This window comes from Brachybacterium equifaecis (assembly GCF_023509525.1).
Lineage (GTDB): Bacteria > Actinomycetota > Actinomycetes > Actinomycetales > Dermabacteraceae > Brachybacterium > Brachybacterium equifaecis.
Genome location: NZ_JAKNCJ010000001.1, coordinates 765,556 through 785,480 on the forward strand (window position 1 = coordinate 765,556; position 19,925 = coordinate 785,480).

Consider the following 19,925-nt stretch of genomic DNA (forward strand, 5'->3'; position numbering starts at 1 on the left):
AGCGGGCCGATGCTTGAATGGCTCCATGACTGCCACCGCTCCAGACCGCACCGCTGCCGCCCGCGAGTTCGTCGCCGACCTCGGGGCATTCGTGACCGCCTCCCCCAGCTCGTTCCACGCGGCCGCCGAGAGCGCGAGGCGCCTCGAAGCCGCGGGCTTCGTGAGGCTGCGCGAGATGGACCCCTGGAGCGAGGCCGATGTCCGGGGGGATCGGCTGGTCGTGAGGGATGGCTCCGTGATCGCCTGGTCGATGCCGGAAGACGCCTCGGTCCGCACCTCTTTCCGGATTCTGGGGTCTCACACCGACTCTCCCGCTCTGAAGGTCAAGCCCAATCCGCAGCTGGGCGCTGAGGGTCTCGCGCAGGTCGGCACCGAGGTCTATGGCGGCGCGCTTCTGAATTCATGGCTTGACCGGGAGCTGCGCCTGGCAGGTCGTCTCGTGCTGCGCGGCGGGGACGAGGTGCTGGTGGCGACCGGACCACTGCTGCGCGTCCCGCAACTCGCTGTGCACCTGGACCGCGGAGTGAACGCTGAGGGGCTCCGACTCGATCCTCAGCGGCATATGCAGCCCATCATCGGCGTGGGGAGCGTGGATGTCCTCGGCCTGCTCGCAGATGAAGCGGACGTGTCGCCGGCCGACGTCCTCGGGTTCGACATCGTCGCTGCCGATGCCCAAGCTCCTGCCAGATTCGGCGCGCATCAGGAGCTCATGGCTTCGGGTCGGCTGGACAACCTGTCGTCCGTGCACGCTTCGTTGATGGCACTGCTCCGCGTGGCGGCCGACCGAGCTCGTGACGCACCGTTGTCACCGATCGCACTCATGGTGGCCAATGACCATGAAGAGGTCGGCTCCGCATCCCGCTCCGGAGCCGCCGGGCCCTTCCTCGAAGACGTGCTGGTTCGGATCCATGCTGGTCTCGGAGGAGACGAGGCGACTCGCCGTGCCGCCCTCGCGGGATCCGTCGTCGTCTCGTCCGACGCCGGGCACGCAGCCCACCCGAACTACCCGGAGCGCCACGACCCTGTGACTCGGCCACGCCTGGGCGCGGGCCCAGTCCTCAAGATCAATGCGAACCAGCGATACGCAACTGATGCCCGCGGGGCCGCTCTGTTCAGCGAAGCGTGCGCGCGGGCAGGCGTGCCGATGCAGACCTTCGTCTCCAACAACGCGATGCCCTGCGGGTCCACGATCGGCCCCATCACCGCCACGCGACTGGGGATGACGACCATCGACGTCGGCATAGCGCTCCTGTCGATGCACTCGGTGCGCGAGATGTGCGCAGTCGAGGACCCCCTGAGCCTGTCTCTCGCTTGTGAGACGATGCTCCGGTGAAAATCTCGACGACGCGGCTCCAGGCGTTTCTTCTCGCCCTGGCGGGCCTGTTCGGCGTCACATTCGGCTTCGCTCTGATCCATCCGATGTCCGGTTCCGCGGATGAGCAGGCCCATCAGCTCTATGCCTATGCAGTCGTCTCCGGCCAGGCACCTCTCTCTGAGGACCGGGAACTGCAGGCGCCAGCCTGGCTCCTCAAGGAGGGCCCCTGGTGCTGGCGCTTCGACGCACGAGTGCCCGCGACCTGCGCGACTGCGGATGGCACGATGGCGAGCGCTCCCTCCGAGATGGTCACCGCTGAGACGACAGCTTCCAACTACCCTCCTCTGTTCTATGTGACGACCGGCTGGCCGCTCCTGTTCCTCGAGGGACACAAGGCTGCGTACGCACTCCGGTTCCTCACCGCACTGCAGTTCAGCGCGATCGCGGCAGCCGGTATCGCGGCCCTCGGTCGGAACGACCGCCGATCGGGCCTCCTCAGGGTTCTCGCCGCAGCCTGCCTCACTCCCACCGCCATCACGGCAGCTGGCGGCTTCAACCCGCAGGGCCTGGAGATCGCCGCTGCGCTTCTTCTCGTCGCCAGCGGATGGCCACTGGTCTCGCGCAGCGCGAACGAGTACTCATCCAATCTGCGCTGGGCCGGCGTGGTCGCCGGCAGCGCACTGCTGATCCTCTCCCGGCCCACTGGACCCATCTGGGCGGTCCTCCTAGCGCTCCTCCTCCTCGTCGGCGCCGGAAGCCGGTGGAGCAGCCTCATCCGCGAGAAGGCTTTCCTCGTCTACGTCGGAGTCAGCGCCGCCGCCTGCGCGGTGTGGCTCGGCTGGCGGATCTTCACGCCCCAGACCATCGAGCCCCCGGCTGGTATCCCCGAGAACTGCGGCGTGGCCTGCGTCAGCCTCCACATGATGAACACACTGCCCAACCTGATACCCCGCACGATCGGAGTCACCGGCTGGGACGACACGGTCATAGCGTGGACCACAGCTGTCGCCGGGCTGCTGATCCTGGCCGCGGTCCTTGCAGCGGGGCTCGATGTCGACCGCAGCGCATCACGGCGGGCGATTCTCCTGGGAATCCTGTTCATCCCCGTCTCGGCCATCACGATCGAGCGCATGGTGATCGAGGATGCCGGCTTCATGTGGCAGGCGCGCTATGCCATGCCGTTCATCCTCTCTCTGATCTGGATTGCCGCGCAGTCGGCGTGGGAGATGGCGACGAGCCAGCGCGTGCGCGCTTGTCTCGCACTGCTCTCCTGGGCGGCGCTCGCGTTCCAGTCGTATGCGCTGGTCACCTATGCGCGCTTCTGCATCCAGAGGTTCTGGTGGGGCGTCGAGTCAGGTCCCATCCCGTGGGACGCGGTCCCTCGTGCGGCGCGCCTAGGCCTGGGCGTCGTCATCGGGACCCTGCTGCTCAGTGTGGCGCTCATCGTGGCCAGCCGCCTGCGCGGACGTACCCGTGTCCTCGGGGGTGACTCAGCTCCCGCCGGTTCGCATCGCGTCGATCCGGCTGAATCCGCTCGTTGATACGGGACCGCACAGCGCGTTATGACCGCCCGGGCGCGAGAGCGCAGTCTTGGCCGGTCACGAGCTCTCAGAGAGTACGCCCTAAGCGGCGACGATCCTGAGATGCTCACGGCGTCGACGACGCATCTGTCCTGACGTTGCGTCGAAGGACCGACGGCCGATTCCATCAGAGCCCCGCTGCACCGCACTCAGGATCCCTCAACCTCACTCCCGCAGCGATTCCCCGATGATCGCCCACGCCGCATCCTTCACGGCGAGCGCGCGGGCCGTCTGCGGGGCGTCCTCGCCGAAGTTCCGGCGGCAGTCCTTCACGAGCTCCTGCACCTGGATCAGGGAGTCCTCTGCCCGGCCCGCCCGGGCGCAGGCGAGGGCCAGCTCCCCACGGGCGGCGAGCACGTCGTCGGCGAGCGCCGCGCGCCCGGTGGCGTCCGGGGCGCTGAGCAGGGCGGCGAGCCGCGCGTACAGCGCGTTCATCTCCTGCGCGGCGACTGCGGCGTCTGCGGGCTCTGTGTCAGGACGGTCGGCGGGATCGATCATGCTGCACCTTCTCGCTGCACCTTCTGGAGGAACGCCTGCTGCTGAGCAGGGCTGAGGGGGCATCCGCCTGCGAAGGCGCCGTCCCCGGGTCCGGATGCCGCCCTCGAGAGGCGGGCGAGCTCGGCGCGCGCGGGGCCGGGCGGGATCGTCTGGTCCAGCCGCATCCAGCCGCGGGGGCGGTCGGCCTCACCCTCCCCCCGTTGGCCCGCGCCTGCGCCGAGGGCGGCGATGTCCACGCCGAACACGGTGTGGAGCGCGTCGACGAACTCGCCGGCATGGCCCTGGGAGGCATGCTCGCGGGCGCGCACCGTCGGCGAGTGCATGACCTTGGCGAGGATGCGGCGGATGCTGCGGGCGACGTCGTCGGCGGCCTCGTCCTTGCCGCTGCGGCGCAGCTGCGCGATCTCGGATTCGGCCGCGCCCTCCACGGATCGCCGCAGCAGGGAGATCGCCGGATCCACGCGCCGCATCTCCTGGCGGGAGGAGAACACGTCGACGCCTGCCGCGATGACGGCGCGGGCCGCCTCGAGAGCGGGCGTCGAGGCGGCGTCGCTCCCCGCACTGAGGTCGGAGAGGTCGAGCACGCGGACCTCGTCGAGCCTCCGCACCAGGGGGTGGAGGTCGGAGTGCAGGGCGAGGTCGAGCACGAGGGTGGGACCGGCGGTCCGGAAGTGCTCGGGGAACAGGCTCGTGCCGCGGCCGGAGCATGCCAGCACGAGATCCGCCTCGCGCAGAGCCGAGCCGAGCTCCTCCCCCGCGATCGCCTCCACGCCGTGACGCTGCGCGAAGCCGACGGCGCGGCCGGAGCGGGAGTGCACGCGGACCCGTCGGGCTCCCCGGCGGGTCAGATCGGCCACGCCGAGCCGGGCGTAGGCGCCGGTGCCGATGACCAGCACGTCCTGCTCGGCGATCGGGCCGAGGAGCTCCTCGGCGCGGTCCAGCGCCACTGCCACACCGCTGCGTCCGGCGACTCCGACCGGGGTGCGAGCGGCGACCTTCTTCGCGTGGCGGAAGCTGATCTGGAAGAGGTCGTTGAGCATCGCCGTGCTGTGGCCGGCCGCACGCGAGGCCTCGAAGGCGGTGCGGATCTGCCCGGCGATCTCGGCCTCTCCGATCACGATGGAGCGCAGCCCTGCGGTCACCTCGAAGAGGTTCTCGGCGACCGGGTCGCCCATCGCGGTCTCCAGGCACAGTGCGACCAGGTCGCGGTCCAGACCCGAGGTCGCGGTGACCGCTTCCACCACGAGATCCACGCCGTCGTGGAAGCGGTGGGCGTCGAGATAGACCTCGAGGCGGTTGCAGGTCGCGATCACGACCCACCCGGCGAGGGGCTCGCCCTCGGAGTTGAGCTTCGCGAGGAGCGCGGGGAGCCGATCGGCGTCGCGCGTCAGCAGATCGAGCACCCCGAGGTCGAGGTGCTCGTGGGAAGCGCGGACGGCGGCGAGCATCGCCCCATCGTAGGCCTGCTCCGCTGCGTCTCCACTGCACCCTCGCCCCTCACGGTGAGGCGTCGCACACCGCCATGCGTGTCAGATCCCTGTTCTCAGCGCGAAGGGGCCACAATGGACGGAGCGAGAAAGACCGCAGGTCAGAGCCCCTTTTCACGACAGGATGTCAGAAACTCGATGGATGCCTCCCCCGCCGCCCGACCCAGCGACGCCCCGCTCGTCCGCCGCCTCCGCGGCGAGTCGGTGGACGCTCCCCCGTCGGTCTGGTTCATGCGCCAGGCGGGCCGCTCCCTGCCCGAGTATCGGGCGGTGCGCGAGGGCACCTCGATGCTCGAGAGCTGCCTGATGCCCGCGCTCGCGAGCGAGATCACCCTGCAGCCCGTGCGCCGCCACGGCGTGGACGCCGGCATCTTCTTCTCCGACATCGTCGTGCCCGCGAAGCTCGCGGGCCTCGAGGTGGAGATCGTCCCGGGCCGCGGCCCGGTGTTCGCGAGCCCCATCCGCACCCGCGCCGACATCGACGCCCTGCCGCCGCTGGGGGACGCGACCGAGGAGGCCCTCGCGCCGATCCGCGAGGCCGTCGGGCTCACCGTCGCCGAGCTCGGCGCGACGCCGCTCATCGGCTTCTGCGGCGCCCCCTTCACCGTCGCCTCCTACATGGTCGAGGGCGGACCGAGCCGCGACCACCTGCGCACCCGCGCCCTCATGCGCGAGGACCCGGAGGCGTGGGACCGGCTCGCGAGCTGGGTCGCGGAGCTCTCCGGTCGCTTCCTGCGCGCCCAGGTGCTCGCGGGCGCGAGCGCGGTCCAGCTGTTCGACTCGTGGGTCGGATCCCTCTCCGCCGAGGTGTACACCCGCCACGTGCAGCGCCACTCGGCCGCCGTGCTCTCCGCCGTCTCCGACCTCGATGTGCCCCGCATCCACTTCGGCGTCGGCGCGAGCCACCTCCTGCGCGAGATGCACGCCGCGGGCGCCACGACGATGGGCGTAGACCACCGGATGCCGCTCGACGAGGCGATCCGGATCCTCGGCGGAGACGTCCCCGTGCAGGGGAACATCGACCCCGCCGTGCTGTTCACCGGCGAGGACGCCCGATACGCGGAGGCCCGCGCCGTCCTCGCCGCCGGCGCGAGCGCCCCCGAGCACGTGGTGAACCTCGGCCACGGCGTCCCCCCGGAGACCGACCCCGCGGTCCTCACCGACCTCGTCGCCTTCCTGCACGCGCAGTCGGCATGAGCCCCCAGGCGCAGCGCGTGATCGTGGTCGGCGGCGGGGTCGCCGGCCTGCTCGCCGCGCGCCGCCACGCTCTCGCCGGGGCCGACGTCCTCGTGCTCGAGTCCGCCCCGGAGCTCGGCGGGGCCGTCGCCGCCGGCTCCCTCGCGGGCATCTCGGTGAACCTCGGGGCCGAGGCGTTCTCGACGGCCTCCGGCGCCGTCGGCCGCCTCCTCGCGCAGCTGAAGTCGAGCGGAGCGCTGACGCCCGCGCGCGAGATCGTCGCGCCCCGCCAGGGCCTCGGCAGCCGCCTCGTCTCGGACGCCGGCTCCCTGCCGTCCCCGCGCGGCGGCCTGCTCGGCATCCCCGGTCGGCCCCTCTCCCGCGAGGCCCGCACGGTGCTCGGCCTGCGGGGTGCTCTGCGCGCCTGGTCCGAGCGCTTTCGCCCGGCGGCCGAGGGCCTCGAGCCGGGCGTCACCGTCGATGCGTACGTGCGCGCCCGCATGGGCGATGCCGTCGCCGACCGCCTGGTCGCGCCGGTGGTCGGAGGCGTCCATTCGGCCGACCCCCGCACCCTCGAGCTCGCGAGCGTGCTCCCGCGCCTCCCGGAGGCCGTGCGGGAGCACGGGAGCCTCGCCGCTGCCGTGCGCGCGCTGCGGCCCGTCAGCCCGAAGGGATCCTCCGCGAAGGGCGACAGCGCCCGCACCGCAGGAACGGCGGGAACGGCGGTGCAGGCACTCACCCCGACGATGGCCGCCCTGCCCGCGGCGCTCGCGGCCGATGTCGAGCGCCTCGGCGGCAGCATCCGCACCGGTGCGCGCGTGACCTCCGTCCGCCCCGGCCCGGGCGGCTGGAGCGTGAGCTGGTGGGAGGGCCACGACTCCTCCAGCACCCTCACCGCAGCGCGCGTCGTGCTCGCCACCGATCCCCAGGTCGCCTCGGCCCTGCTCGAGACCGTGCCCGAGGTCGCCGCGGCGATCCCCCTCACCCCCGCCTCCCCCGTGCGCCTCGTGGCGCTCGCCCTTCTCGCCCCGGCGCTCGATGCCCACCCCGCCGGCACCGGAGCGCTGGTGGCCCCCGGCACCCGGGGCGTGCGCGCGAAGGCCCTCACCCATGCGAGCGCGAAGTGGGAGCACGTCAGCCAGGCGGCGCGCGAGGCCCTCGGCCCCGGCGGTCACATCGTGCGCCTCTCCTACGGCCGCCCCGGCGAGACGCTCCCCGGGGACGACGGGCTCAGCGAAGAGCAGGTCATCGACCTCGCCCTCGCCGACGCCTCCGCCATCCTCCGCACGCCCCTCACCCGCGCCCAGCTGCGCGAGGCCCGCATCATCAGCTGGGCGGGCGCCATGCGACCGGCCCGCACCGGGCATCGCGAGGCCCTCGCCGCCCTGGACGCCGCGCTCGCCGCGGCGCCCGCACCCCTCGAGCTCGTCGGCGCCTGGCGCGCCGGCACGGGGCTGGATGCCCTGGCCCGCGCCGAGGAGCAGCTCTCCACCCCTACGGAAGGACACCTCTCATGACGCAGCACCCGCACTCCTCCCCCGTGCCCGAGGCCGATCCCCCAGGCGAGGGCCAGGGCGCCGAGATCATCCGGTACACCTCGTACACCGTGTTCACCCGCTTCGCCGCTCCCGGCGAGGCCTCCCCGGAGGGCGCCTTCAGCCGCGAGGCGGCCGCCGCCGAGCTCGAGCGCGTCACCGCCGCGATCGAGGCCTCCGGCGTCACGATCCGCGGGATCTACGACGCCTCCGTCTTCCGCGCCGACTCCCACCTCCTGCTGTGGATGATCGCCGAGCGCCCCGAGCAGCTCCAGTCGGCCCTGCGCCTGTTCGAGCGCTCGCACATCTCCGACGGCCTCGTCGCGTCCTGGTCTGCGGTCGGCGTGCACCGCGAGGCCGAGTTCTCCCGCTCGCACGCCCCCGCGTTCATGTCCCCCTCGCGCACGCCCCACGAGTGGATGACGGTCTACCCCTTCACCCGCTCCTACGAGTGGTACCTGCTGCCCGAGGAGGAGCGCCGCGAGATGCTCCGCGAGCACGGGATGATGGGCCGCGAGTACCCGGACGTCCACGCCCATACCGTCGCCGCGTTCTCCCTCGGCGACTGGGAGTGGATGCTCGCATTCGAGGCGAAGGAGCTGCACGAGCTCGTGGACATGATGCGCCACCTGCGCTACTCCAAGGCCCGCCTGCACGTGCGCGACGAGCTGCCCTTCCACGTCGGCCGCCGCCTCCACGCCACCGCCGACGTCATCGACGTCCTGCTCTGAGGGCCCCGCCCCGGCCCATCCGCCTCGACCACGCCGCGCCGTCCCCGCGGCGCCGCACTCCCGAAGGAGACCCCCATGACCGCTCCCGCCCGACCCGCCGGCCCTGACGCACCTGTCCCGCCCGCCGCCGACGTCATCGCCCCGCTCGTCCCCGGCACCGAGGCCGACACCCACGGCCGCCGTGCGCAGCCGCTGCCCGCAGACGCGATCGTGTTCGCCTCCTTCGGCGGACCCGAGGGACCGGAGGACGTCATGCCGTTCCTGCGCAACGTCACCCGCGGCCGCGGCATCCCCGACGAGCGCCTCGAGGAGGTCAGCCACCACTACATGGCGATGGGCGGCCGCTCCCCGATCAACGCGCAGAACCGCACGATGATCGCGCAGCTCGAGGCGGCTCTCGCCGAGCGCGGCATCGATCTGCCGGTCTACTGGGGCAACCGCAACTGGGAGCCCTACATGGCGGATGCCGTCCGCTCCCTCCACGCCGACGGCCACCGCCGCGCCCTCGGCATCGTCACCAGCGCCTACTCCTCCTACTCTTCGTGCCGCCAGTACCGCGAGGACTTCGGGAAGGCGCTGGTGGAGACGGGGCTGCTGGGCGAGGTCACGATCGACAAGATCCGCGTGTACTTCGACCATCCCGGCTTCCTGGACCCCGTGGCCGACGGCCTCGCCGAGGCTCTCGGCGAGCTGCGCGCCGAGGGCCACGAGCACTCCCGCATCCGCGTCCTGTTCTCCACCCACTCGATCCCGACCGCGATGGCCGTCGCCTCGGGCCCCGAGGAGACGCGCGGCGGCTCCTGCGAGGGCGACCCCGAGGGCACGGGCGGCTGGTACGTCGCTCAGCACCTCGCCGCCTGCCGGTACGTCATGGAGCAGGTCGCCGCATCGCCCGAGGGATCCGGCGCTGAGGCCCCCGCGTGGGAGCTCGTGTACCAGTCCCGCTCGGGCGCCCCGCACATCCCGTGGCTCGAGCCCGACATCAACGACGTCATCGAGGGCATCGCCGCCGAGCGCTCGGCCGACGCCGTCGTGGTCGTGCCGATCGGCTTCGTGACCGACCACGTCGAGGTCGTCTGGGACCTGGACACCGAGGCGAAGGAGAGCGCCGAGGAGGCCGGCCTCGGCTTCCGGCGCGTGGCCACCTCCGGCAGCGATCCGCGCTTCATCGCGGCGCTGGTGGACCTGGTCGAGGAGCGCCTGCGCGAGGACGCGCCCCGCCGGCAGGTCACCGATTTCGGGGGCACCCCGGACGTCTGCGGCGTCGGCTGCTGCGCGAACGGCTCGCCCCGCGCGCGGATCCAGCCGACCACCTCGGCGCTGGACTCCCCGGCCGACGTCGCCGCGGCGGCCGCGGATGCGGGCGCCGGGGCCGCCTCGTGAGCACCCCGCTGCGCCTCGGCACCCGGGCCTCCGCTCTCGCGCTCGCGCAGTCGGGGCAGGTCGGGCGCGAGATCGCCGCGCATCTGCCCGGCAGCGACGGCGAGGTGGAGCTGGTCCACGTCTCCACGCACGGCGACCGCGACCGCGTGAGCCCGCTCGCGCAGATCGGGGGCACCGGCGTGTTCGTCACCGCCGTGCGCGAGGCGCTGCTCGCCGGAGAGGTCGACGCGATCGTCCACTCCGCGAAGGATCTGCCGACGGCGGCCGTCCCGGGGATCGACATCGCCTGCATCCCTGCGCGAGAGGACGTCCGCGACGCCCTCTGCGCACGGGACGGCCTCACCCTCGAGACCCTCCCCGAGGGGGCGAGCATCGGCACAGGATCCCCGCGCCGCGCGGCGCAGCTGCTGGCCGCCCGTCCTGACCTGCGGATCGTCGCGATCCGCGGGAACATCGACACCCGCCTGGCGCGCGCGCTCGGCCCGGACGCCGACCTCGACGCCGTCGTGCTCGCGGCCGCGGGCCTGCGGCGCCTCGGCCGAGGGGACGCGATCAGCGAGCTCATCGACCCGTCCGTCATGCTGCCCGCACCTGCGCAGGGGGCCCTCGCAGTCGAGAGGCGCACAGAAGAGGGCGAGGACCTCGCCGCGGCCATGGCCGCGGTCGACGACCCCGCGACCCGCGCCGCCGTCACCGCTGAGCGCGCCCTGCTGCGCACCCTCGAGGCGGGCTGCTCCGCCCCCGTCGCCGCGCTCGGCGAGATCACGGCGGCGCCGCGCGGGGCGATCACGGCGGCGCCGCACGGTGACGGCGAGCATCCCGTCGGAGCAGCCCTGCGCCTGCGGGCGCTGGCGATCATGCCCGACGGGTCCCGCTCCTTCCCCGGGGAGCTGAGCGCCCCGATCGACCTGGCCGCCGATCGCGGCGCGATCGAGGCCGTCGCCTCGCGACTCGGGGCGGACCTCGCCGCGCTCCTCCTCGCCGACGGCGCCGGAGCCGTCCTCGGCGCGCCCGGGGGCGCCGCATGAGCCCCCGCGTCCTCGTCCCCCGGCCCGTCGGCCGCGCAGAGGGGCTCCTCTCCGCTCTCGCAGCGCAGGGGCTGAACGGCGAGCACCACCCCTTCCTCGAGCTCGTCCCCGAGCACGATGGAGACCTGCGCGAAGCGGTCGAGGATCTCGCCGCGGGCGCCTTCTCCTGGCTCGTGCTGACGAGCCCCGCGGCGATCACCGCGCTCGCGGCGCTCGGCGAGGGCCCCGCCGCCGCTCTGGACGTCCCGCCGTCGACCAGGATCGCGGTCGTCGGCGACGGGACGGCGGAGGCCCTGCGCGCCGCCGGTCAGGAGCCCGCGCTGATCGCCTCCGGCTCCGGGGAGGCGCTCGTGCGCGAGATGCCCGATCCTGAGTCCGGCGAGGAGACCATGCTGTTCGCGGCGTCCTCCGCGGCGGCGCCCACTGTGCCGGACGGCCTCGCGCAGCGCGGCTACCGGGTGCGCCGCGAGATCGCCTACCGCCCGCGCGCGGCGAGCGTCGACCCCCAGGCCGTGCGCGATCTGCTCCACGGCCGCTTCGCCGCGATCCTGCTGACGAGCTCCATGATCGCCCGCATGGCCGCCTCGCTCCCGATCCACCTGTCCACACAGGTCGTCACCATCGGCGCCCCCACCACCTCCGCCGCGCACGCGGCGGGCCTGCGGGTCGACGCCGAGGCCGACCGCCCCGATGACGCCGCTCTCGCCCGTGCCGCGCGCACGGCGATCGACACGGCCACCGACACAGCGAAGGAGAGCTGAATGACCGACTCCCGCAGCACCGACCAGACCCGCGCCCTGCGCTCGCGCCTGCCCGCGCACCTGCGGCCGATGGAGCGCCCGCGCCGCCTGCGCACCACGCCCGCGATGCGCTCCCTCGTGCGGGAGACGACGCTGCGCGCCGGCTCCCTCGTGCTGCCGATGTTCGTGCGCGAGGGCATCGCCGAGCCCGCCCGCCTGACCTCCATGCCCGGCGTCCTCCAGCACACCGAGGACTCCCTGCTCGCGGCGGCCCGCGAGGCCGCCGACCGCGGAGTCGGGGGACTGATCCTCTTCGGCGTGCCCGCGACGAAGGACTCTGACGGCTCCGCTGCGAGCGACCCGGACTCCTTCATCAACCGCGCGATCGCACGACTGCGCGCCGAGATCGGCGACGACCTCGTGATCATGGCCGACCTGTGCCTCGACGAGTTCACCGACCACGGCCACTGCGGCGTGCTCGATGCGCACGGCACCGTCGACAACGACGCGACCCTCACCCGCTACCGGGAAATCGCGATCGCCCAGGCCGAGGCCGGGGTCCACATGATCGGCCCCTCGGGGATGATGGACGGCCAGATCGCGGCGATCCGGGACGCCCTGGATGAGGCCGGCCACCAGGACGTCGGCATCTTCGCCTACAGCGCGAAGTACTCCTCGGCGTTCTACGGCCCCTTCCGGGAGGCCGTGGACTCCTCGCTCACGGGCGATCGCCGCACCTACCAGCAGGATCCCGCCAACGGCCGCGAGGCGCTGCGCGAGGTGGCGCTGGATGTCGCCGAGGGCGCGGACCTCGTCATGGTCAAGCCCGGGCTCCCCTACCTCGACGTGCTGCGCGACGTCGCGGACGCCTCCCCGGTGCCCGTCGGCGTCTACCAGATCAGCGGGGAGTACGCGATGATCGAGGCCGCCGCCGCGAACGGCTGGATCGACCGCGATCGCGCGATCCTCGAGTCCCTGCTCGCCTTCCGCCGCGCCGGGGCCGACGTCATCCTCACCTACTGGGCCAGCGAGGTCGCGCTCTGGCTGCAGGGCGGGCCGCAAGGCCTGCCCGCCCACCTGCGCGAATACGTCTGATCCGCCTCCGCCCCCGATCCGCCGCCGCCCCGTTCCGAAGGAGCACCCCCATGTCGCACGAGACCGCTCTGTCCTCCCAGCTGTTCGAGCGCGCGAAGCGCATCATCCCCGCCGGGGTGAACTCGCCCGTGCGCGCCTTCGGCTCCGTCGGCGGCACCCCGCCGTTCATCGCCTCCGCCTCCGGAGCGATCCTCACCGACGCCGACGGCAACGAGTACGTCGACCTCGTCGGCTCCTGGGGTCCGATGATCCTCGGCCACGCGAACCCGCAGGTCGTCGAGGCCGTGCGCGAGGCCGCAGGCCGAGGTCTCTCCTACGGCGCCCCGCAGGCCGGGGAGATCTCGCTCGTGGAGGAGGTCGCGCGCCGCATGGCGCCGATCGAGAAGCTGCGCCTGGTGAACTCCGGCACCGAGGCGACCATGAGCGCGCTGCGCGTGGCGCGCGCCGCGACCGGCCGCGACGTGATCGTGAAGTTCGCGGGCTGCTACCACGGGCACGTCGACGCGCTGCTCGCCGAGGCCGGCAGCGGGGTCGCCACGTTCGCGATGCCGGGCTCGGCGGGCGTCACCGCCTCGACCGCCGCGGACACGGTCGTCGTGCCCTACGGGGACCGCGAGGCCGTGCGCGAGCTCTTCGCCCGCCGCGGCGGGGAGATCGCCGCGATCATCACCGAGGCCGCGCCCGCGAACATGGGCGTCGTCCCCCCGGCCGACGGCACGGATCTGCGCGATGGCGGCGAAGGCATCGGCTTCAACCGCTTCCTCGCCGAGACCGCGCACGCCGCGGGCGCCCTGCTCATCACCGACGAGGTCCTCACCGGGTTCCGGGCGAGCGCGGGCGGCTACTACGGCATCGACGGCGACGGCTGGGCGCCGGACCTCATGACCTTCGGCAAGGTCATCGGCGGCGGCCTGCCCGTCGGCGCCTTCGGCGGCCGCGCCGACCTCATGGACCTGCTCGCGCCGCTCGGCCCCGTCTACCAGGCGGGCACCCTCTCGGGGAATCCGCTCGCGACCGCAGCGGGCATGGCCACTTTCGAGGGCCTGGACGAGGCGGCGTACGCGCACCTCGATCGCGCTTCGGCGCAGCTGCAGGCTCTCGTGGCCGACGCGCTCGCAGCCGAGGGCGTTGCGCACACGATCCAGACCGCCGGCACCCTGTTCTCCGTGTTCTTCCGCGACGAGCCCGTGCGCACCTACGAGGACGCGAAGGACCAGGACACCGCCGCCTTCGGCCGCTTCTTCCACTCGCTGCTGGACTCGGGGATCTACCTGCCGCCCTCGGCATTCGAGGCCTGGTTCGTCTCCACCGCGCACGACGACCAGATCCTCGACCGCATCGGCGCGGCCCTGCCCGCGGCGGCGAAGGCGGCGGCCCGGGGCTGAGCGCCGTCCGCCGCGTCCGTGCATGCCCGCTCCCCCGCGGGCAAGGGCGTGTGCAGGTGGCGTGCAGGTGCCGGGATCGGCCTGCGCTTCCGGACGCCCTGTGCGAGTCTGACGGCATGACTGCACAGCAGCGCCTCTGCGACCCGTCAGATCTGCCCGTGCGCCGCCCAGCCCGGCGCCAGCTCCTCGGCCTCGCTCTCCTGCCCGCCGCGCTGGGGCTGACGGGCTGCGACACGATCACCGCGCGCTTCCGCCGCACCGAGGCGCGCTGCCTCGGCCCTGACGAGGAGATCCCGGAGGAGGTCTTCCAGACCGCTCCTGAGGGCGTCGTCTACGACGTGCAGCCGATCGACCCCGACGTCATCTTCTATGCCGGCCCGATCGTCTCGCCCGACGGCAGCCTCGTGGCCGCCACCGGTCGCGACGGCCTGACCATCTGGGATACGGCCAGCGGCCAGGTCGTGCGGCAGGCGGCGGTCCGCGGCGGCGCCCCGATGGCCTGGCATCCGGACGGGACGATGCTGGCTCTCTCCGGCGGCCGGTACATCTCGCTGGTGAACGTCGACGGCACCCTTCGCGGGACGCTCATCGGCCATGAGATGCCTGCGTCCGGCTCGGCCGGCATGTACGACCTGGCCTTCCGCCCCGACGGCGCGCGCCTCGCCTCGAGCCACAGCGACGGGACCATCCGCTTCTGGGACGTCAGCGCGGATTCCTGCGGCCCGGTGGACGTCATCCAGCACGGCCAGGAGGACCAGAAGAGCCTCGCCTTCTCCCCGGACGGCACAGTGCTGGCCGTCGGGGGCCGCACGAGCTACACCACCAGCACCCCAGGGGTGCCGCCCGAGCTCTGGGATCCTGCCACCGGCGAGCGCATCACCGTGCTCGACCAGGTCACCGGGAAGATCGAGGAGCTCTGGTACAGCGACGACGGCACCCTCCTCGTCGCGCGCGCGAGCGCGCCTGAGCTGGCGGTGGTCGATGCCGAGGGGACGGTCGTCGCCGAGCACACGATCGATGCGCGCTCCTACCAGGGCTTCGTCGCGGGCGGCTCGGGCACCCGAGCTGCTTTCCGCACGGCCTACGACGAGCTGACGATCTGGGACCGGGAGACGGGCGAGCTGGCCCGCTGGACCGGAGCGCCCTATCGCTCCGCCGCGTTCTCACCGGATGACACGGTGCTGTACGTCCTGGTCCCGGAGACGGGGATCATCGCCTGGGATGGCACGAGCACGCGGGCCTTCGACCTGCCCTGACGTCAGCGCATCGCAGCCGGAGCCGTCGGGGCGGCCGCAGCCGGCGCCAGTGCTCCGCTCCGCACCGCCTCAGCCCCGCGAGCGCCGCCCTCGTCCCTCGTGCACGTCGATCGCGCGCTCATAGATCCGCAGCAGGTCATCGCTCGCCGCGTCCCAGGACCACTCCTCGGCCTCGGCGCGGGCGCGCTCCCGGATCCGGGCGGCGAGCTCCGGATCCTGCAGGCGGTCCAGCGCCCGGTCGAGAGAGCCGCCGGGCACGGCAGCGTCGGCCGCGTCGTAGAGCAGTCCGTTCTCCCCGTCGGCGACCTGCTCCAGCGTCGGCCCGGAGCGGGCGGCGACCACGGGCAGGCCCGAGGCCATGCCCTCCAGGATCACGAGGCCCAGGGTCTCGGTGACCGAGGGGAAGACGAACGCGTCGGCACTGGCGAAGGCGGAGGCGAGCTCCTCGCCGGCGAGGAAGCCGGGGAAGACGGCCCTGCCCGCTCCCGGGCCGCCGGAGTCCGGGCCGAACACCCGCTCGAGCTCGCTCCGGTGCGGCCCGTCGCCGACGATCGCGAGCGCGACGTCCTCGCGGCGATCCAGCAGGGGCCGCAGGCTCTGGATCTCCTTCTCCGGGGCGAGACGGCCGACGTACACCAGCAGAGTGCGTTCGGGATGCCCTCCGGTCAGCCGCTCGCGCATGGCGCGGGAGGCGAATCGCGGGTGGTGGGCCTCGACGTCGACCCCGCGCCGCACGACCTCCAGCCGCGGCACGCCGTGCGCGGCGAGCTCCTCGCGGATCGCCTGGGAGGTAGCGACGTTGACGTCGGCCCGGCCGTGCTGGCGGCGGATCCACCACCACACGAGCCCCTTGCCCCAGCGCCAGGCCGGGTAGAGGTCGAGATACTTCGGGATGTGCGTGTGGTAGCTCGCGACCAGAGGCGCATCGAGAGCGCGGGCCGCGCCCACGGCGCTCGCGGCCATCATCATCGGCTGCGCGGCGTGGATGACGTCGGGCCGGAATTCCGCGAGCAGGCGCCGCACGCGCCGCGAGGGCAGGGCCCACGGGCGCTGCCGGTAGAACGGCAGCGTCACCGTGCGGATCCCCTCGACCCGGGCCCCGGCGTGCTCGCGCGCCCCGAGATCCGGGGCGATCACGAGCACCTCGTGGCCCTCGGCCGTGAAGCGCTCGACCGCATGGCGCAGCCGCGTGACGACGCCGTCGACCGAGGGCAGGAACGTCTCGGTGACGATCGCGATCCTCATGCGAGCGCTCCCGGCACGCGAGGCGGACGGGCACCGGCGGCTCGGACCGCGGCGCTCCGTCCGCGAGCGGGCGTCACTTCCAGGTGACGGTCGGCATGACCAGCTCGCGGCGCACCCGATCGGTGTTCGCCATCGCCACGCGCAGCACCTCGGCGATGTGCTCGTCGGTCAGCAGGTGCGGCTCGAGGCCCAGGTCCAGCAGGTTCGTGTTGACCGCGTTGTAGTAGTGGTCGTACTTCTCCACGCGCGGGTTCTCGGTCGCGGCGATGTTCGCCTCCAGGCCCAGCTCGCGCGCGGCCCTCTGCACCTTCTCGGCGAGCTCCTTGACCGAGAACTGCTCGGTGAACTGGTTGTACACGCGGAACTCGCCGCGATCGGCGGGGTTCTCGCAGGCGATCTCGATGCAGCGCACGGTGTCCTGGATGTCGAGGTACCCGCGGGTCTGGGAGCCGTTGCCGTAGACCGTGAGGTCGTGGCCGATGGCCGCCTGGATGATGAAGCGGTTCAGGGCCGTCCCGAAGACCGCGTCGTAGTCGAAACGGTTGACCAGCCGCGGATCGCGCCGGGTCTCGTCGGTCTCGAGGCCGTAGACGACGCCCTGGTTCAGATCCGTGGCGCGGATGCCCCAGATGCGGCAGGCGAACATGATGTTGTCGCTGTCGTGCACCTTGGTGAGGTGGTAGAAGGAGCCGGGCTGCTTGGGGAACGGGAGGCGATCCTTCCGGCCCTTGTGCTCGATCTCGATCCAGCCCTCCTCGATGTCGATGTTCGGCTGGCCGTACTCGCCCATCGTGCCGAGCTTGACGAGGTGGCAGTCGGGCGCGAAGTCCTTGATCGCCCACAGCACGTTGAGAGTGCCCTCGACGTTGTTGCGGTGGTTCTCGATCGCGTGCTCGCGGTCGATCATCGAGTAGGGGGCGCTGCGGTGCTCGGCGAAGTGCACGAACGCCTCGGGCTGCCTCTCGCGCAGGAGGCCTGCGACGGTGTCGTAGTCGGTGAGGTCGCCGATGACGACCTCGATGCGCTTCCCGGAGACCTCCTTCCACGCGGCCACGCGCTCAGCGAGCGGAAGGATGGGGGTCATCGAGTTCGAGCCGAGCTCCGCGTCGATCTCGCGGCGCACGAGCGAGTCGATGATCGTGACCTCGTGCCCCTTCTGCGAGAGGTACAGGGCAGTGGGCCAGCCGCAGAATCCGTCTCCGCCGGCGACGACGATCTTCATCGGGTGCATTCCTCTCGGGGGCGAGTGCGCGCAGGGCCCGCGCCCGGCGCTCGCTCCAACCTAGCCCAGGTCAGCGTCGCTTCCGCTGGGAGCAGGCGCCTTGGTGACGGGCGCGGGAACGAGGCGCGAACGCCCGGTGGACGCTCGCCGCGCGAGGCGTCCCGACAGCTCCAGCCAGGCCTCCAGCACGATCGTCACCAGGGGCGGGATGGAGGCGGCGAGCGCGAGCAGCACCACCCACCAGCGCCAGCGCAGCTGCCAGGCGGCCAGCAGCGTCACGGCGAGGTAGGCGACGAACACGCCGCCGTGCAGGCGCCCGAACAGCCACACCCCCGCCTCGGTGCCGACGGGCCCGTACTTCAGCGCCATCCCGAGCAGGAGGCCCGCCCACGTGATCGCCTCGGCGATCGCGACGACGCGGAACAGCCGCCCCGCCCAGTGGATCCCGCCGGGTGCATCCGCCTCGGCCCTGCGGCCCGCATCGACGGCGCTGCCGGCCGACGCCGCCGCTCTCACGCCGCGTCCGCCTGCGCGAGGATCGCGTCGGTGATGCCGGGCCAGGCCGTCTTGTGCATCTCGCCGAAGGGCTCGGTGCTGAGGAACGCCGCGCAGAGGCCGCGGGTCGGATCCATCCACAGGAACGATCCGGACTGCCCGAAGTGGCCGAAGGTCTCCGGGGCGCTGCGCTGGCCCGTCCAGTGCGGGGACTTCTGCGCGCGGATCTCGACGCCGAGCCCCCAGTCGTTCAGCTTCTGGCGGCCGTATCCCGGCAGGATCCCGACGAGACCGGGGAACTGCACGTGCACGGCCTCACGGTGGAGCGCCTCGCCGACGAGGGTGGGGGCGAGCCACTCGCGGCCGACGGCCAGCAGATCGCGCACGCTGCCGCGATACCCCGCGGCGGGAGAGCCCTCGGCCTCCAGGGTCGTCAGCCCGAGCGGGCCGATCACGACCTCCTCCATCCAGTCGGCGAACTCGTAGCCGGTGGCCTCCTCGAGGTGGCGCCCGAGCACCTCGAAGCCCGTGTTCGAGTAGCCGCGCCGCGCACCGGGAGCGCCGATGAGGTCGCCCGAGTCGAAGGCGTATCCAGCGGTGTGGGCGAGCAGATGGCGCACCGTCGCGCCCTCAGGGCCCGCGGGCTCGTCGAGGTCGACCATGCCCCGCTCCACGGCGACCAGCGCGCCGAGCGCGGCGATGGGCTTGGAGACGCTGGCGAGGGGATGCACGGCGTCCGCATCCCCCTGGAGCAGGAGGATCGGATCCGCTCCCTCCGCACGGGAGACGCCCAGCGCCCAGTCGAAGGGCAGCGCGGCAGGGACGGGCTTCAGGGCGGTCGCAGAGGTGTCCACCCGGCCAGGATTCCACATGGCCCCCGGCCCGGCTCCACACGCTCTGCACATCCTCCGCACCTCTCCTGCAGGCAGCGGCCCCGAGCGTCTCACCTCGGCGCGGTACGATCGACCAGCGCGGCGTGCGCCTTGCGGGCCTCGCGCGCCCTTCCCATCCAGCACCGAGCAAGCGGAGGACCGATCGTGGGGATCTTGGACCGGATCGAGCGCGGACTGGACCGCGGCGTGACGAGCGTGTTCGCCCCCGGCCGCGGGCACCTCAAGCCGCTGGACCTCGCGCAGGGGCTGAAGCGGGAGTGCGACGACCAGATCCAGGTCCTCGACCGCACCCGCACCATCGCCCCGAACGTCTTCACCATCTATCTGAACTCCGCCGACCACGAGCGCTTCGCCTCCTGGGAGGACACGCTGCGCGAGGAGATGGAGCGCGTCATCCTCGAGCACGCCGAGAAGAACCGGTACGTGTTCGTCGGCGGCGTCAGCGTCCAGCTCGAGCGGGACGACGAGGTCCGCGAGGGCCGCTTCGAGACCGAGTCGCGCACCGAGCGCGGCGCGGTCGCCCCCGCCACCGCGGGCGAGGCCGCCGGCCCGAGCGGCCACCCGATCGTGGAGATCGACGACCAGCAGTACCTGCTCACCGGGCCGGTCACCGTGATCGGGCGCGGCGGCGACGCGGACATCATCCTCGACGACACCGGCGTCTCCCGCCACCACCTGGAGCTGCGCGTCGCCGACGGCGCCCTGCAGGCCACGGATCTCGGCTCGACCAACGGCACGTTCGTGGACGGCGAGCGGATCCGCACGCCCGTGACGCTCCAGGACCGCTCGACGCTGAAGATCGGCCGCACCCTGCTCACGGTGATCCTGCCCCAGTCCCCCGCCGCCCAGTGGTGAGGCGCG

At 72.8% G+C, this 19,925-nt stretch carries 18 protein-coding genes; 12 read left to right on the plus strand and 6 right to left on the minus strand.

Annotation, left to right across the window (positions count from 1 at the left end):
- The first annotated feature begins 25 nt into the window (after window positions 1–25).
- Together Bequi_RS03530 and Bequi_RS03535 are read left to right on the plus strand one after the other, a co-directional pair.
- Window positions 26–1,333 (plus strand): M18 family aminopeptidase, encoded by a 1,308-nt coding sequence (locus Bequi_RS03530; protein ID WP_249736563.1) that lies wholly within the window; start codon window positions 26–28, stop codon window positions 1,331–1,333.
- Entirely contained in the window at window positions 1,330–2,856 is a 1,527-nt protein-coding gene (locus tag Bequi_RS03535) for a DUF2142 domain-containing protein (protein WP_249736564.1), read from the plus strand. Before Bequi_RS03530 ends, Bequi_RS03535 begins: the two co-directional genes overlap by 4 nt.
- Before the next feature lie 204 nt (window positions 2,857–3,060).
- Here the strand turns inward: Bequi_RS03535 and Bequi_RS03540 are convergent, their stop codons facing one another.
- Window positions 3,061–3,393 (minus strand): hypothetical protein, encoded by a 333-nt coding sequence (locus Bequi_RS03540; RefSeq protein ID WP_249736565.1) that lies wholly within the window; start codon window positions 3,391–3,393, stop codon window positions 3,061–3,063.
- A complete protein-coding gene (locus tag Bequi_RS03545; RefSeq protein WP_249736566.1) occupies window positions 3,390–4,841 on the minus strand; it encodes a glutamyl-tRNA reductase in 1,452 nt (483 codons plus the stop codon). The genes Bequi_RS03540 and Bequi_RS03545 overlap by 4 nt, the downstream gene beginning before the upstream one ends.
- 177 nt (window positions 4,842–5,018) lie before the next feature.
- On the opposite strand from Bequi_RS03545, the gene hemE reads away from it, so the two are divergent.
- The 9 genes from hemE to Bequi_RS03590 all read left to right on the plus strand — a co-directional run bounded on the left by hemE (window position 5,019) and on the right by Bequi_RS03590 (window position 15,209).
- Complete coding sequence (gene hemE / locus Bequi_RS03550; protein WP_249736567.1) at window positions 5,019–6,077, plus strand: uroporphyrinogen decarboxylase; 1,059 nt, start codon at window positions 5,019–5,021, stop codon at window positions 6,075–6,077.
- Window positions 6,074–7,573 (plus strand): protoporphyrinogen/coproporphyrinogen oxidase, encoded by a 1,500-nt coding sequence (locus Bequi_RS03555; RefSeq protein WP_249736568.1) that lies wholly within the window; start codon window positions 6,074–6,076, stop codon window positions 7,571–7,573. Before hemE ends, Bequi_RS03555 begins: the two co-directional genes overlap by 4 nt.
- On the plus strand, window positions 7,570–8,322 hold the full coding sequence (gene hemQ / locus Bequi_RS03560) for a hydrogen peroxide-dependent heme synthase (RefSeq protein WP_249736569.1): 753 nt from the start codon (window positions 7,570–7,572) through the stop codon (window positions 8,320–8,322). Before Bequi_RS03555 ends, hemQ begins: the two co-directional genes overlap by 4 nt.
- Window positions 8,323–8,397: 75 nt before the next feature.
- Window positions 8,398–9,705 carry a ferrochelatase gene (locus Bequi_RS03565; RefSeq protein WP_249736570.1) on the plus strand — a complete coding sequence of 436 codons (1,308 nt, stop codon included), beginning with the start codon at window positions 8,398–8,400 and terminating at the stop codon, window positions 9,703–9,705.
- Window positions 9,702–10,733 (plus strand): hydroxymethylbilane synthase, encoded by a 1,032-nt coding sequence (hemC, locus tag Bequi_RS03570; RefSeq protein WP_249736571.1) that lies wholly within the window; start codon window positions 9,702–9,704, stop codon window positions 10,731–10,733. The genes Bequi_RS03565 and hemC overlap by 4 nt, the downstream gene beginning before the upstream one ends.
- Window positions 10,730–11,494, plus strand: a complete 765-nt coding sequence (locus tag Bequi_RS03575; RefSeq protein ID WP_249736572.1) for a uroporphyrinogen-III synthase — start codon at window positions 10,730–10,732, stop codon at window positions 11,492–11,494. The genes hemC and Bequi_RS03575 overlap by 4 nt, the downstream gene beginning before the upstream one ends.
- Before the next feature lie 69 nt (window positions 11,495–11,563).
- Entirely contained in the window at window positions 11,564–12,568 is a 1,005-nt protein-coding gene (hemB, locus tag Bequi_RS03580) for a porphobilinogen synthase (protein ID WP_249736763.1), read from the plus strand.
- A 50-nt stretch (window positions 12,569–12,618) separates the two neighbouring features.
- Window positions 12,619–13,953 (plus strand): glutamate-1-semialdehyde 2,1-aminomutase, encoded by a 1,335-nt coding sequence (gene hemL, locus Bequi_RS03585; protein ID WP_249736573.1) that lies wholly within the window; start codon window positions 12,619–12,621, stop codon window positions 13,951–13,953.
- A gap of 116 nt (window positions 13,954–14,069) precedes the next feature.
- On the plus strand, window positions 14,070–15,209 hold the full coding sequence (locus tag Bequi_RS03590) for a WD40 repeat domain-containing protein (protein WP_249736574.1): 1,140 nt from the start codon (window positions 14,070–14,072) through the stop codon (window positions 15,207–15,209).
- A gap of 69 nt (window positions 15,210–15,278) precedes the next feature.
- On the opposite strand, the gene Bequi_RS03595 is transcribed toward Bequi_RS03590, so the two are convergent.
- From Bequi_RS03595 to Bequi_RS03610, 4 genes are all read right to left on the minus strand, one after another.
- Window positions 15,279–16,454 carry a glycosyltransferase family 4 protein gene (locus Bequi_RS03595; protein ID WP_249736575.1) on the minus strand — a complete coding sequence of 392 codons (1,176 nt, stop codon included), beginning with the start codon at window positions 16,452–16,454 and terminating at the stop codon, window positions 15,279–15,281.
- A gap of 73 nt (window positions 16,455–16,527) precedes the next feature.
- A complete protein-coding gene (locus Bequi_RS03600) occupies window positions 16,528–17,676 on the minus strand; it encodes an NAD-dependent epimerase/dehydratase family protein (protein ID WP_249736576.1) in 1,149 nt (382 codons plus the stop codon).
- Window positions 17,677–17,736: 60 nt separating this feature from the next.
- Window positions 17,737–18,192 carry a DUF3817 domain-containing protein gene (locus tag Bequi_RS03605; protein ID WP_347271963.1) on the minus strand — a complete coding sequence of 152 codons (456 nt, stop codon included), beginning with the start codon at window positions 18,190–18,192 and terminating at the stop codon, window positions 17,737–17,739.
- Entirely contained in the window at window positions 18,189–19,043 is an 855-nt protein-coding gene (locus Bequi_RS03610) for a serine hydrolase domain-containing protein (RefSeq protein WP_283774566.1), read from the minus strand. Before Bequi_RS03610 ends, Bequi_RS03605 begins: the two co-directional genes overlap by 4 nt.
- A gap of 165 nt (window positions 19,044–19,208) precedes the next feature.
- Between Bequi_RS03610 and Bequi_RS03615 the strand changes: the two genes are divergently transcribed.
- Complete coding sequence (locus Bequi_RS03615) at window positions 19,209–19,919, plus strand: FHA domain-containing protein (RefSeq protein ID WP_249736578.1); 711 nt, start codon at window positions 19,209–19,211, stop codon at window positions 19,917–19,919.
- Window positions 19,920–19,925: the final 6 nt, after the last annotated feature.

Bases quoted from the DNA above. Each gene is read 5' to 3' on its own strand.
- Bequi_RS03530 (WP_249736563.1), top strand. From the start codon at position 26: ATGACTGCCACCGCTCCAGACCGCACCGCTGCCGCCCGCGAGTTCGTC.
- Bequi_RS03540 (WP_249736565.1), bottom strand. From the start codon at position 3,393: ATGATCGATCCCGCCGACCGTCCTGACACAGAGCCCGCAGACGCCGCA.
- Bequi_RS03545 (WP_249736566.1), bottom strand. From the start codon at position 4,841: ATGCTCGCCGCCGTCCGCGCTTCCCACGAGCACCTCGACCTCGGGGTG.
- hemE (WP_249736567.1), top strand. From the start codon at position 5,019: ATGGATGCCTCCCCCGCCGCCCGACCCAGCGACGCCCCGCTCGTCCGC.
- Bequi_RS03555 (WP_249736568.1), top strand. From the start codon at position 6,074: ATGAGCCCCCAGGCGCAGCGCGTGATCGTGGTCGGCGGCGGGGTCGCC.
- hemQ (WP_249736569.1), top strand. From the start codon at position 7,570: ATGACGCAGCACCCGCACTCCTCCCCCGTGCCCGAGGCCGATCCCCCA.
- Bequi_RS03565 (WP_249736570.1), top strand. From the start codon at position 8,398: ATGACCGCTCCCGCCCGACCCGCCGGCCCTGACGCACCTGTCCCGCCC.
- Bequi_RS03575 (WP_249736572.1), top strand. From the start codon at position 10,730: ATGAGCCCCCGCGTCCTCGTCCCCCGGCCCGTCGGCCGCGCAGAGGGG.
- hemB (WP_249736763.1), top strand. From the start codon at position 11,564: ATGGAGCGCCCGCGCCGCCTGCGCACCACGCCCGCGATGCGCTCCCTC.
- hemL (WP_249736573.1), top strand. From the start codon at position 12,619: ATGTCGCACGAGACCGCTCTGTCCTCCCAGCTGTTCGAGCGCGCGAAG.
- Bequi_RS03590 (WP_249736574.1), top strand. From the start codon at position 14,070: ATGACTGCACAGCAGCGCCTCTGCGACCCGTCAGATCTGCCCGTGCGC.
- Bequi_RS03595 (WP_249736575.1), bottom strand. From the start codon at position 16,454: ATGAGGATCGCGATCGTCACCGAGACGTTCCTGCCCTCGGTCGACGGC.
- Bequi_RS03600 (WP_249736576.1), bottom strand. From the start codon at position 17,676: ATGAAGATCGTCGTCGCCGGCGGAGACGGATTCTGCGGCTGGCCCACT.
- Bequi_RS03610 (WP_283774566.1), bottom strand. From the start codon at position 19,043: ATGTGGAATCCTGGCCGGGTGGACACCTCTGCGACCGCCCTGAAGCCC.